General features: G+C 68.8%; 11 protein-coding genes and 1 tRNA gene. 7 read left to right on the top strand and 5 right to left on the bottom strand.

Features of this window, described 5'->3' with window-relative positions:
- The first annotated feature begins 217 nt into the window (after nt 1-217).
- The gene (locus FHT37_RS09165; protein ID WP_183480361.1) at nt 218-3,076 is read left to right on the top strand and encodes a valine--tRNA ligase; all 2,859 of its coding nucleotides are present in this window, start codon (nt 218-220) and stop codon (nt 3,074-3,076) included.
- Here the strand turns inward: FHT37_RS09165 and FHT37_RS09170 are convergent.
- The gene (locus FHT37_RS09170; RefSeq protein ID WP_091733303.1) at nt 3,018-3,992 is read right to left on the bottom strand and encodes a D-isomer specific 2-hydroxyacid dehydrogenase family protein; all 975 of its coding nucleotides are present in this window, start codon (nt 3,990-3,992) and stop codon (nt 3,018-3,020) included. The genes FHT37_RS09165 and FHT37_RS09170 overlap by 59 nt on opposite strands.
- An 84-nt stretch (nt 3,993-4,076) precedes the next feature.
- Here FHT37_RS09170 and galU point away from each other — a divergent pair, with 84 nt between their 5' ends.
- On the top strand, nt 4,077-4,946 hold the full coding sequence (gene galU / locus FHT37_RS09175; protein ID WP_183480364.1) for a UTP--glucose-1-phosphate uridylyltransferase GalU: 870 nt from the start codon (nt 4,077-4,079) through the stop codon (nt 4,944-4,946).
- 98 nt (nt 4,947-5,044) lie between these two features.
- On the opposite strand, the gene FHT37_RS09180 is transcribed toward galU, so the two are convergent.
- The 3 genes from FHT37_RS09180 to cysM all read right to left on the bottom strand — a co-directional run bounded on the left by FHT37_RS09180 (nt 5,045) and on the right by cysM (nt 6,883).
- Entirely contained in the window at nt 5,045-5,272 is a 228-nt protein-coding gene (locus FHT37_RS09180) for a sulfurtransferase TusA family protein (protein ID WP_091733295.1), read from the bottom strand.
- A 57-nt stretch (nt 5,273-5,329) separates the two neighbouring features.
- Complete coding sequence (locus tag FHT37_RS09185) at nt 5,330-5,857, bottom strand: NUDIX domain-containing protein (protein WP_091733292.1); 528 nt, start codon at nt 5,855-5,857, stop codon at nt 5,330-5,332.
- Between the two features lie 96 nt (nt 5,858-5,953).
- Nucleotides 5,954-6,883 carry a cysteine synthase CysM gene (gene cysM / locus FHT37_RS09190; RefSeq protein ID WP_183480366.1) on the bottom strand — a complete coding sequence of 310 codons (930 nt, stop codon included), beginning with the start codon at nt 6,881-6,883 and terminating at the stop codon, nt 5,954-5,956.
- 150 nt (nt 6,884-7,033) lie between these two features.
- On the opposite strand from cysM, the gene FHT37_RS09195 reads away from it, so the two are divergent.
- Nucleotides 7,034-7,118 (top strand) — tRNA-Leu (locus FHT37_RS09195).
- 281 nt (nt 7,119-7,399) lie between these two features.
- Nucleotides 7,400-7,987, top strand: a complete 588-nt coding sequence (locus FHT37_RS09200) for a rhomboid family intramembrane serine protease (RefSeq protein WP_183480368.1) — start codon at nt 7,400-7,402, stop codon at nt 7,985-7,987.
- 56 nt (nt 7,988-8,043) lie between these two features.
- Here the strand turns inward: FHT37_RS09200 and FHT37_RS09205 are convergent, their stop codons facing one another.
- A complete protein-coding gene (locus FHT37_RS09205; RefSeq protein ID WP_183480370.1) occupies nt 8,044-8,967 on the bottom strand; it encodes an NAD-dependent epimerase/dehydratase family protein in 924 nt (307 codons plus the stop codon).
- A gap of 154 nt (nt 8,968-9,121) precedes the next feature.
- Between FHT37_RS09205 and FHT37_RS09210 the strand changes: the two genes are divergently transcribed.
- The 3 genes from FHT37_RS09210 to FHT37_RS09220 all read left to right on the top strand — a co-directional run bounded on the left by FHT37_RS09210 (nt 9,122) and on the right by FHT37_RS09220 (nt 12,818).
- Complete coding sequence (locus FHT37_RS09210) at nt 9,122-10,159, top strand: CDP-6-deoxy-delta-3,4-glucoseen reductase (protein WP_183480372.1); 1,038 nt, start codon at nt 9,122-9,124, stop codon at nt 10,157-10,159.
- Between the two features lie 87 nt (nt 10,160-10,246).
- On the top strand, nt 10,247-10,993 hold the full coding sequence (locus FHT37_RS09215; protein ID WP_091733280.1) for a 2OG-Fe dioxygenase family protein: 747 nt from the start codon (nt 10,247-10,249) through the stop codon (nt 10,991-10,993).
- A gap of 442 nt (nt 10,994-11,435) precedes the next feature.
- The gene (locus FHT37_RS09220) at nt 11,436-12,818 is read left to right on the top strand and encodes a TolC family protein (RefSeq protein ID WP_183480374.1); all 1,383 of its coding nucleotides are present in this window, start codon (nt 11,436-11,438) and stop codon (nt 12,816-12,818) included.
- The last annotated feature ends 36 nt before the right edge of the window (nt 12,819-12,854 follow it).

Raw genomic sequence — 12,854 nt, forward strand, 5'->3', positions numbered from 1 at the left:
CGACGGAATGCCTCCAAGGGGGGAGGCAGCGCCTCTGCTGACACGACGCGTCAGGGGTCTGGTTTTCGACATCCCCCGTCCGGGCGACTGTTCTCCCCCTCTCGGCTGTCCCCCGTTCCGCGCGCCCGGAACGGGGCTCGCCGGAGCCATGGCCCTCTACAATCGCCGGCTCCGTGTCCCTCGCCTAGATGACACCGCCTCGCGGCGGAGCGCCCCCATGACCGAACTCGCCAAGTCCTTCGAACCCGCCTCTCTCGAAGCCCATTGGGGCCCGCTGTGGGAGTCCAAGGGCCTCTACGAGCCGACGCTCGATCCGGCCAGGCCGTCGTTCAGCATCCAGCTGCCGCCGCCCAACGTCACCGGCACGCTGCACATGGGCCACGCGTTCAACCAGACCATCATGGACTCGCTGACGCGCTACCACCGGATGCGCGGCCACAACACGCTGTGGGTCCCGGGCACCGACCACGCCGGCATCGCCACGCAGATCGTCGTCGAGCGCCAGCTGCAGGGCCAGGGCCAGAGCCGCCACGACCTGGGCCGCAAGAACTTCGTCGCCCGCGTCTGGGAATGGAAGCAGCAGTCCGGCTCCACCATCACGCAGCAGATGCGCCGCATGGGCGACTCGGTGTCCTGGGGACACGAGTACTTCACGATGGACGACAAGCTGTCGACCGTGGTCGTCGACACCTTCGTCAAGCTCTTCGACGAAGGCCTGATCTACCGCGGCAAGCGCCTGGTCAGCTGGGACCCGATCCTGAAGTCCGCCGTCTCCGACCTCGAGGTCGAGAGCGAGGAGGAGGAAGGTTCGCTGTGGCACATCCGCTATCCGCTGGCCCAGGGCGGCGAGTCGCTGGTCGTGGCGACCACGCGGCCCGAGACCATGCTGGGCGACACCGCGGTGATGGTCCATCCCGAGGACGAGCGCTACAAGCACCTGATCGGCCAGCAGGTGAAGCTGCCCATCACCGGCCGCCTGGTGCCGGTGATCGCCGACGAGTACGTCGACAAGGCATTCGGCACCGGCGTCGTCAAGGTCACGCCGGCCCACGACACCAACGACTACCAGGTCGGCCAGCGCCACCAGCTGCCGATGCTGACCATCTTCACGCTGGACGCGACCGTCGTCGACACGATGGACGAGATCCCGGCCGAGTACCGCGGCCTGGACCGCTTCGCGGCGCGCAAGGCGATCGTCAAGGCGCTGGAGGAGCAAGGCCTGCTGGTCGAGGTCAAGAAGCACAAGCTGATGGTCCCGCGCTGCACGCGCACCGGGCAGATCGTCGAGCCGATGCTGACCGACCAGTGGTTCGTCGCCACCAGCAAGCCGGGCAAGGACGGCAAGTCCATCGCGCAGAAGGCCATCGACGTGGTCGCCAGCGGCGAGGTCCGGTTCGTGCCCGAGAACTGGGTCAACACCTACAACCAGTGGATGGGCAACATCCAGGACTGGTGCATCTCGCGCCAGCTCTGGTGGGGCCACCAGATCCCGGCCTGGTTCGGCACCGGCGGCGAGATCTTCGTCGCCCATGACGAGGCCGAGGCGCAGGCCAAGGCCGCCGCCACCGGCTACACCGGCCCGCTCAAGCGCGACGAGGACGTGCTGGACACCTGGTATTCGTCGGCGCTGGTGCCGTTCTCGACGCTGGGCTGGCCCGCCAAGACGCTCGAGCAGGACCTGTTCCTGCCGTCGTCGGTGCTGGTCACCGGCTACGACATCATCTTCTTCTGGGTCGCCCGGATGATCATGATGACGACGCACTTCACCGGCAAGGTGCCCTTCAAGCATGTGTACATCCACGGCCTGGTGCTGGACGCGCAGGGCAAGAAGATGAGCAAGTCCGAGGGCAACGTGCTGGACCCGGTCGACCTGATCGACGGCATCGAGCTGGCCCCGCTGCTGGACAAGCGCACCCAGGGCCTGCGCAAGCCCGAGACCGCGCCCAAGGTCCGCAAGGCCACCGAGAAGGAATTCCCCGAAGGCATCCCCGGCTACGGCGCCGACGCGCTGCGTTTCACCTTCGCGGCGATGGCGACGCTGGGCCGCAGCGTCAACTTCGACAGCAAGCGCTGCGAGGGCTACCGGAACTTCTGCAACAAGCTGTGGAACGCCACCCGCTTCGTGCTGATGAACACGCAAGGCCAGGACTGCGGCCTGGTCGAGCACTCGAAGGAGCAATGCGCGCCAGGCGGCAGCGCGCACGGTTACCTGCAGTTCTCGCAGGCCGACCGCTGGATCGTCAGCGAGCTGCAGCAGGTCGAGCAGGCCGTCGCGCAGGGCTTCGCCGACTACCGCCTGGACCAGGTCGCCAACGCGATCTATTCCTTCGTGTGGGACGAGTACTGCGACTGGTATCTGGAGCTGGCCAAGGTGCAGCTGCAGACCGCGCAGGCCGAGGGCAACGAGGCCGCGCAGCGCGGCACGCGCCGCACGCTGATCCGCGTGCTCGAGACCATCCTGCGTCTGCTGCACCCGATCGCGCCCTTCATCACCGAGGAACTCTGGCAGACCGTCGCGCCGATCGCCGGCCGCAAGTCCACCGACTACCTGGTGACCGCGCCCTACCCGGTCGCGCAGCCCGAGCGCATCGACCCGCAGGCCATCGCCTGGGTCGAGCAGCTCAAGGCCGTGGTCGGCACCTGCCGCAGCCTGCGCGGCGAGATGGGCCTGAGCCCGTCCGACCGCGTGCCGCTGCTGGCCGGCGGCGACCTGTCCTTCCTGCGCGAGGCCGCGCCGGCGCTGAAGGTGCTGGCCAAGCTGCAGAGCGTCGAGCTGATCGAGGACGAGGCCGCCTTCAACCAGCAGAGCGCGATGTCGCCGGTGCTGGTGCACGGCGCGGCGCGCCTGGCGCTGAAAGTGGAGATCGACGTCGAGGCCGAGCGCGCCCGCATCGCCAAGGAGATTGCCCGCCTGGAAGGCGAGGTCGCCAAGGCCAATGCCAAGCTGGGTAATGAGAGCTTCGTGGCGCGCGCCCCGGCGGCCGTCGTGGAGCAGGAACGTCAGCGCATCGCCGACTTCAGCGCCACCGTGGTTCGGCTAAAAGATCAGGCAGCGCGCCTGGGTGGGTCGGCCTGAATTCGGCCTGCGTCGCGGGCGTGGACAGGATCTCCGAGATCCGCCGCGCCACGCTCCACGCGGCGCGCATCCGTGACTCCCGGGTCGTCGCCGCCACGCGCGGCGTGACCTGCAGACCGGGCGCCCCATGCAAGGGGCGCCCGGCTTCCATCAGGCCGGGCTCCATCAGGTCCAGCCACGCGGCCAGCAATCGGCCGCCATGCAGCGCGTCCGCCAGCGCCTGTTCGTCGAACAGGGCCGAGTGCGAGGTCGACACCAGCACCTGAGACGGCTTGCAGAAGTTCAGCACCCGCTCGCCGATCAGGCCGCGGTAGCGCGGGAAATACGCGAGCTGCACGCTGACGCCGTCGGCGGCCTGCATCAGTTCGCGCAGTCCATAGGGTTCGATGCCCCACTGCGCCCAGAGCGGATCGGCATGGTGCAGGCTGGGGTCATAACCGATCACGCGCGCACCAAACACCGGCAGCAGCGTGGCGAGCTGGCGCGCCGAGGGCGTCAGGCCCACCAGGCCGATGGTGGCGCAACCGAGCTCGCGCCCCACCCACTGGCCGTCCGCGCCCTGCACCGGCACGCGGCGCAGCAGCGCGAGCAAGGCGCCGATGACGAACTCCGCTTCGGCCGAGGCCGCCGCCGTCGGCGCGCGCACCACTTCGATGTTGGCGGCGCGGCAGGCTTCCAGATCGATGTTCTCCGCGCCGGCGCCGATGCGCCCGACGGCACGCAGTCGCGGCGCGCGGCGGACGGTGTCCGCGTCCAGCGCGACGGAGGCGGGCAGGAAAATTGCCTGGGCCTGCGCAACATGCTCTCTCAGCGTCAGCGGCGCGTCCGCCGGCTCGGGGGCGACCTGCACGGCATGGCGCTCCGCCAGCCATTCCAGGACGTCTGCCTCCAGCGGTTCCAGGACTAGCACTGACATGAGGGGTTTGGAGAGGATTGTTTGATTTTCTTTCAGTAGCGCCATGCAAGAATGCCGGCGCAATTACCGTTGGAGTGTACGTAAATGGCCCTCATCAACAAGGCAATCTTCCCGGTTGCTGGACTTGGCACTCGCTTCCTGCCCGCCACCAAGGCGCAGCCCAAGGAGATGCTGCCGGTGGTCGACAAGCCGCTGATCCAGTACGCAGTGGAGGAGGCCTACGCGGCCGGCATCCGCCAGATGATCTTCGTGAATGGACGTAACAAGCGCGCCATTCCCGATCACTTCGACACCGCATTCGAACTCGAGACCGAACTCGAGACCGCCGGCAAGAAGGAACTGCTCGCGCTGGTCCATTCGATCAAGCCCGACGACATGGAGTGCATCTACATCCGCCAGCCCAAGGCCCTGGGCCTGGGCCACGCGGTGCTGTGCGCGCAATGCGTGGTCGTCAACGAGCCCTTCGCGGTGCTGCTGGCCGACGACCTGATGGTGGGCAAGCCACCGGTGCTCAAGCAGATGGTGGACCAGTTCTCCGAATGGCAGGCCTCCATCCTGGCCGTCCAGGAAGTGCCCGCCGAGCACACCAAGCGCTACGGCATCGTGGCAGGCTCTGCCATCAGCGACCGCCTGATGGACCTGACCCACATGGTCGAGAAGCCCAATCCCGAGGACGCGCCGTCGCGCCTGGGCGTGGCCGGCCGCTACATCCTGACGCCGGGCGTGTTCCGCGAGATCGCCACGCAGCCGCGCGGCGTCGGCGGCGAGATCCAGCTGACGGACGGCATCGCCGCGCTGATGCGCCGCGAGAAGGTCTTCGCCTTCCGCTATGACGGCAAGCGCTACGACTGCGGCAGCAAGGAAGGTTTCCTGCAGGCCAACGTCGAGCTCGCGCTGGACCATCCGCAACTGGGCGCCAGCTTCCGCGAGTACCTGAAGTCGCTGGAAATCTGACCGCCCTGAACTTCTGACGGCAGGACTTCCCGTCACTGTCGCGTCATGAAGCACGAAGGCCACGCAACGCGTGGCCTTCTTCGTTTCCGGATCCGCGCTCAGCGGCGCTTGAGCACGTGGATGAACTCGTCGCCGGCGCTGGTCTGCTCGACCAGCTCATTGCCGGTCTGGCGCGAGAAGGCCTGGAAGTCGCGCATCGATCCCGGGTCGGTCGCGACCACCTTGAGCAGCTGGCCGCTTTCCATTTCCGCCAGCGCCTTCTTGGCCTTGAGGATGGGCAGCGGGCAGTTCAGTCCGCGGGTGTCGAGTTCCTTGTGGATGTCCATGTTTGTGTCCTGACCGGCGCGCGCACCGGCGATGTGGCGGATTCTAGTCAGCCTGGCTCAGCTGCGCGGCGCCATCCACTTCGGCTCGAGGCCGCGGCCGCGCAGCCAGTCCGCCAGCGCCTGGCCGGTCCCGGCGGGCCAGCATTCGAGCTGCTCCGGCGGCGTCAGCGAGTACTCGACCAGCTCCGGCGACAGCGTGACCTCGCCGCGCGCCGGCACGTGGTACGCGATGATGACCTGGTTCTTCTTCTGGAAGTCGTAGACGCCGATCAGCGTCGCGCCCAGCGCCTCGAGCGAGGTCTCCTCCAGCACCTCGCGCCGGATGCCCTCCTCCGGCGACTCGCCGGCCTCCATGAAGCCGGTGATCAATCCGAAGAAGCGCCCCGGCCAGGCGGCATTGCGGGCGAGCAAGACCTGGCCCTCGCGGTCGACGCACTCGACCACCGCCGCCAGCACCGGCGTCGGATTGTTCCAGTGGGTGAAGTCGCAGCGGGGGCAGCGCAGCCGGGTCTTGGGGCCGCCGTCCTCCGGCAGTTCGATCCACGCCAGTTCGCTGGCGCATTGCGGGCAGAAGCGGAAGGTCATGGGCAAAGGCGCGCGGCGCCGTCGGGTCACGATCCGGCGATCATCCCCGATCGCCGGCCACCCGTCAGGTCATCAGGCCATGAGGCCGGCAGACCATCAAGCCGGGAACACGCCGGTCGACAGGTAGCGGTCGCCGCGGTCGCAGACGACGAACACGATCGTCGCGTTGCTCACCTGGCGGGCGATCTGCATCGCGACCCAGCAGGCGCCCGCGGCCGAGATGCCGCCGAACAGGCCTTCCTCGCGGGCCAGCCGGCGGGCCATGTCCTCGGCATCGGACTGGCCGACCAGCACCAGCTCGTCCACCGTTTCCGGGCGGTAGATCTTGGGCAGATAGGCCGGCGGCCACTTGCGGATGCCGGGGATGCGCGAGCCCTCCGCCGGCTGCGCGCCGACGATGCGCACTTCCGGGTTCTGCTCCTTCAGGAAGCGCGACACGCCGGTGATGGTGCCGGTCGTGCCCATCGCGCTGACGAAGTGGGTGACGCGGCCGCCGGTGTCGCGCCAGATCTCGGGACCGGTGGTCTCGTAATGGATGCGGGGGTTGTCGCCGTTGGCGAATTGGTCGAGCACGCGGCCCTTGCCGTCGCGCTGCATCTGCTCGGCCAGGTCGCGGGCGTATTCCATGCCGCCGGAGCGCGGCGTCAGGATCAGTTCCGCGCCGAAGGCCTTCATCGTCTGGGCGCGCTCGACGGAGAGGTCCTCCGGCATGATCAGCACCATCCGGTAGCCGCGGATCGCCGCGGCCATCGCCAGCGCGATGCCGGTGTTGCCGGAGGTCGCCTCGATCAGCGTGTCGCCGGGCTTGATCTCGCCGCGTTCCTCGGCGCGCCGGATCATGCTGATGGCCGGACGATCCTTGACCGAGCCGGCCGGGTTGTTGCCCTCCAGCTTGGCCAGCAGCACATTGCCGCGCGCGGCCAGCGCCGGGCCCAGCACGCGTTGCAGCCGCACCAGCGGCGTGTGGCCGATGACGTCTTCCAGGGTCGGATAGCTCGTGGGATCGAAGGCGCTTGCATCACTCATAGCCGCGCATTCTCTCAGTCGGCGTATGGCTGTGGTGGCATAATGCCTTTTCTTTCGCGGCCTCTCTGGCTCTGTCCACGACGAAGCTTCAGTTGACGGCCCGCACAGCGGCCCCAGCGTCGATCCGACCGGGGCCGCGTTGCTGATGACGCCCGGATGGCGAAATCGGTAGACGCAGGGGACTCAAAATCCCCCGCCGCAAGGCGTGTCGGTTCGAGTCCGACTCCGGGCACCACTGTGGAAAGTGGTCAGCTCTCGTCTCAGCAACACCCCATCGTTCCGCATTCGTTCCGCATTCGCGGCTCGGCGTCGCCGCGCCCGCGCGATCCGCCGCGCCCCCCGCGACATCGGCGCGGCCGTCGCTCGCACTGCGGTCGCGCCGATGGGGGCCAGTGCTTGCCCTCATCAAGCTTGGATACACTCGCCCGATCGTCCTGCCCCCAACGACGGGGGTCAGGATTCGCCGGTGGCGCCGCAGGGCGCCCTTCCTCTGTCTCCCCCCGAAGACGCGCCGCGATGCCATTCATTCCACCGGTCACCAAGGCCTTCATGCTGATCTGCGTGGGCCTGTTCTGCCTGCCCATCGTCGTTCCCTCGCTGGCGATGCTGAACTTCCAGATGGCGCTGTGGCCGCTGAACACCGGCCGCTTCGAGCCCTGGCAGCCGCTGACCTACGCCTTCCTGCACGGCGACGCCTGGCACCTGTTCTTCAACATGCTGGGCCTGTGGATGTTCGGCTCGGAGCTGGAAGCGCTGTGGGGCGGCAAGCGCTACGCGCAGTTGCTGGTGGCCAGCGCGCTGACGGCCGCCGCCGCCCAGCTCGTGTTCACGCTGCTGATCGGCTCGGGCGCGCCGACGGTGGGCGCCTCGGGCGCGCTCTTCGGCCTGCTGCTGTCCTACGGCTTGATGTTCCCGGACCGGATCATCATGCCGCTCTTCCCCCCGATCCCGATGAAGGCCAAGGTCTTCGTCGCCATCTTCGGCGCGATCGAACTGGTGGCCGGACTGATGGGCTCCAGCGGCATCGCCCACTTCGCCCACCTGGGCGGCATGCTGGGCGCCTGGCTGATGGTGAACTACTGGCGCGGCGGCCGGCGGCGCTGAAGCCGGCCCGGACGCTCAACCCTCGACGGTTCTCCTCGGCGACTCCCCCGCGGCGGTCAGCGCTCGACCGCCAGCAGCCCCTCGCGCGGCGTCGGATAACGCAGCAGCAGGCGCAGTTCGCGCTTGAGCCGGCGGTTGTCCATCCGGCGCGATTCATTCATGAAGCTCATCTGCATCGGCGAGAACACCGCCGACGCCTGCGCGCGCGCGACCCGCGCCGGCGGCGCCAGGCCGCACAGCGCGGCGGCCAGGTCGAAGTAGTCGCCCATCAGCAGCTCGCTGTCGTCGCTCGCGTGGATCACCCGCAGCGCCGGCCCGCGCATCAGCGCCAGCAGGCAGGCGCGTGCCAGGTCATCGGCCTGGATGTGGTTGGTGTAGACGTCGTCCTCGCGCGCCAGCACCGGCAGACCCTTGCCCAGCCGCTCGCGCGGATGGCCGCCGGCGCGGTCGAACGCATAGATGCCGGGCACCCGCAGGATCGTCACCGGGCAGCCGGTCACCCGCCCCCACTGGCGCAGCTGCGACTCGGCATCGACGCGGCGCCAGGCGCGCTCGTTGGACGGATTCGGACGGCGCGTCTCGTCGATGCGCGCGCCGCCGCAGTCGCCGTAGACGCCGCTGGTGCTGGCATAGACCAGGTGCCGCGGCGCCCCCGAGCGCGACAGCGCCTGCAGCAGGCGCCGCGTGCGTTCGTCGGTGCGCCCCTGCGCGGCCGGCGGCGCCAGGTGCAGCACCCGGTCCGCCAGGCCGGCGAGCCGGCCGAGCGTCGCCGCGTCGTCCAGGTCGCCGATCAGCGGGATCGCGCCCGCGGCGCGCAGCGCGTCGACGCGCGCGGCGCTGCTGGTCAGCGCGAAGACCGTCCAGCGCCCGGCCAGCAGCCGCAGCACGCGCAGGCCGACGTCGCCACAACCGACGATCAACAGGCGGCCGCGGCGGGCGCGACGGGGAGCGGCGGACGAAGCGGACGGGGAACCAGGCATGACGAGGGGCGCTGCGAGGCTGGGGCAAAATGGCGGGCCAGTTTACGGCTGGCACGGCTCGCGCCCCGGTTTCCGGACCGCGCGGGCCGTGTCGCTTCCGCCGCCTTCCTTTCCCTCTCGACATGACGCGGGTCCGCCCGCGCCGCCCCGCACCATGAGCTTCCAGGTCACCGTCCTGCCCGCCGGCCGCAACTTCACCGTCGACGACGACGAAACCGTGCTGGCCGCCGCCATCCGCCAGGGCATCGGCCTGCCCTACGGCTGCAAGGACGGCGCCTGCGGTTCCTGCAAGAGCAAGCTGGTCGAGGGCCAGGTCGTGCATGGCGAGCACCAGTCCAAGGCGCTGCCGCCGGCCGAGGAGGCCGCCGGCATGATCCTCACCTGCTGCGCCAGGCCGCAGACCGATTGCGTCGTCGAGGCCCGCACGGTGCCCGGCGCCGGCGAGTTCCCGGTGCTCAAGCTGCCCAGCCGCGTGATCACTATCGAGAAGCCGGCCGGCGACGTCGCCGTCGTCCGGCTGCAGCTGCCGGCCAACCAGAACCTGCAATACCGCGCCGGCCAGTACGTCGAGTTCATCCTGCGCGACGGCGCCCGCCGCAGCTACTCGATGGCCAATGCACCGAGCCGCCTGGGCACCCCGCCGGCCATCGAGCTGCACATCCGCCACATGCCCGGCGGCAAGTTCACCGACCACGTCTTCGGCGCGCTCAAGGAAAAGGACATCCTGCGCATGGAAGGCCCGTTCGGCAGCTTCTTCCTGCGCGAGGACAGCGACAAGCCGATCGTGCTGCTGGCCTCGGGCACCGGCTTCGCGCCGATCAAGGCGATCCTGGAGCGCATCCAGGACCAGGGCATCACCCGCCCGGTAACGCTGTACTGGGGCGCTCGCAGCCAGGCCGACCTCTACCTGCACGACTGGGCGGTCCAGGCCGCCGCGGCGATGCCCACGCTGAGCTACGTGCCGGTGCTGTCCGAGCCCAAGGCCGAGGACGGCTGGACCGGTCGCACCGGATTCGTCCACCAGGCCGTGATGGCTGACCTGCCGGACCTGTCGCGCCACCAGGTCTACGCCTGCGGCGCGCCCGTCATGGTGGAGTCGGCACAGCGCGACTTCGTCGCCCGCTGCGGCCTGCCGGCGGAAGAGTTCTACGCCGACGCGTTCACCTCCGAGGCTGACAAGCACGCCGGCTGAGCCGGCGGTAGCGCTTTGCGCACCGCGAATCCCGTGTTGCCGGCGTGACATGCGCCAGGGCGGGTGAGGCGTCCGATACTCGCGGGCATGAAGCATTTCCCGCCGCCCTACTCCAGCGCCGCACAGTTCGAGCAGCAACTGCAGGACCTCGGTCACACCGTCATCGCGCCGGAGAGCCTGACGCATTGGTTGCACTGCCAGGCGAGTGACCTGCGCGGGCTGCAACCCTTCTGGAACGACCTGCCGCCCGACGCCTACCTGCGCGACGGCGGTCGCTACCGCTTCCGGCGGCACGCGAGCTTCGTCGTCGACGCGCAGGCCGACCCGTCGGTGCGCCTGGCGCCGCACCGCGCGCACTGGCAGCCGGTGGACTACAACGCGCTGCACGGCGGCATCGAGCGCTGGTTCGAGCCCATGGAGCCCGCCGCCGTGGAGCTGCCCATCTGGCCGCGCCTGCTGCTGGGCCTGGCGGGGGTGGCCGACCGGCTCAAGGGCGCGCGCCCGTGGTTCGTCGAGGCGCACCAGTTCCGCATCGACACCGCCGGCGGCATCGGCCGCCCGACGCCCGAAGGCGCGCATCGCGACGGCGTGGACCTGGTGGCCGTCTTCATGCTGGCCCGCCATGGCATCAAGGGGGGCGAGTCGCGCGTCTTCGAGGCCGACGGTCCGCGCGGCCAGCGCTTCACGATGATGGAGCCCTGGACGCTGCTGCTGCTCGACGACGAGCGCGTGATCCACGAGACCACCCCCATCCAGCCGATGGAGCCCACCCATCCGGGCCACCGCGACACCCTGGTGGTGACCCTGCGCGCCGACGCCTTCATGGGCCGCTGAGCCACCCACTCCCTTCTTTTTGCTAGCCCGCCGGCGCCCGGTGCCCTGCATCGCGCGCCGGCTTTCGTTCGTCCGCGAAAAGTCGCGCATCGCCGATGGCACCTGGCTTCGCGGAGAGCGGGCGCGCCCGACGCCAAACCAATCGACGCCGCGATTTTCTGGAATACCTACTCAAATTAACTAGCAAACATTAGTAGTTTCTCGACGCGTCAATAACATATTCAGGCACCCCACCCATTCGGGTGATTGACCTCAACAAAATCAGCAGAATCAAGCCCCCCGAATCCCTTGAATTGATCAATCGATGATCGGTTCAGCCGCCGCCGAAAGACATTGACGGAATCGACATCCGGAGCCTTCTTTCGCTTCCTAAACTGACCTGGCGAATTGAGATTTTCGCCGTGACCCAGCAGTCCGCCGGGCCAGTTTCCAGGGAGTTTCCATGCGGTCGATCAATCACCACTGGCTGCGGCCAATACTGGCCTTCGGTATCGGCGGCGCCATTCAAATGAGCGCCCTGGCGGAAACCCCGCCGGATTGCACGACCACCATCGACGTCCAAACCCTGATTACACTGAGCGCCGCCGTCGACAGCGCCTTGTGCCGGGATACCCGCACCGCCACGGCCTGGGTTTCCATCAAGGCGCAGAAAATCCAGCTGGCCGCAGCCAAGGCGGCTCATCTCCCGACGGTCAATGCCTCGCTGACGGCGCAAAGCAATACCAGCCAGAACGCCCAGTCGCCGGGCGGCAACCAGCGCGTCACCGGCTACAGCAGTTATCTCGGCCTGAGCTGGCGGCTCTTCGACTTCGGCGAGCGCGCCGCCCGCGAGGAAATGGCCGAACGCCTGCTGACCGCGGCCACGAGCACCTACGACGACGCCGTGCGCCGGACCGTCTCCGACACCATCCAGGCCTATTTCTCCGCCCTGCAGGCGAGCGCCACGCTGGGCGCGCGCCAGCAGTCGGTGGCGCTGGCGCAGCGCACCCGTGACGCCGCCCGCGACCGGGAGCAGAAGGGCGCCGCCAGTCGCGCCGACACCCTGCAGGCCGAGGCCTCGCTGGCCCGCGCACGCTTGAACCTGCAGCGCGCCAAGGCGGAGCTGGACAAGGCCACCGCGGTGCTGGTCCAGACCATGGGCGTGCCGGCCGGCACGGCGCTGCGCCTCCCGGACAAGAGCCCGACCCCGTCGCGCGCCGATTTGCCCGACCTGGGCCAGCTGCTGGATGAGGCCAGGGCCCACCACCCGGCCATCCTCGCCGCCCGCTATCAGCGCGACGCGAGCCAGGCCGGCGTCGCCGCCGCCCGGGCGGCCGGGCGCCCCACCATCGACTTCACCGCGGCCAACTACCGCAATGGTTATCCGAACCAGAGCGTCCAGGCCTCGCGCTCGAGCACCTTCACCGTCGGCGCCACGATCACGATTCCGCTGTTCGATGGTGATTCCCGTCGCAACAAGATCCAGGAAGCCCAGGCGCAGGCGGAGAAATCCGAACTGCAGGTGACGGACACCGAAAACCGCGTCCTGCTGGAGCTGGTCAAGACCCACGCGGAATTGGCGGCCTCGCTGGACAACATCGACGCCGCGAATCAATTGCTCCAGGCCGCGCAATCGGCCATGGATTCCGCGACGAATCGATATGAACGCGGCGTCTCGGACATCCTGGAACTGATTTCCGCCCAAGGCACCCTGGTCGACGCGCTCGATGCACGAGCCCAGTGCGAATACCAGTGGAACGCGGCCCGGCTGAAATTGATGTCGGACCTCGGCGAAATGAATAGAGACGGCATCGCCGCGCTCGACGGCCCGCGGCCCACCCCCTGATTCCCCCCAAGCCCGCGCGACTCCCGGAAGGACCGA

It is taken from the genome of Mitsuaria sp. BK037 (assembly GCF_014193045.1).
GTDB lineage: Bacteria > Pseudomonadota > Gammaproteobacteria > Burkholderiales > Burkholderiaceae_C > Roseateles.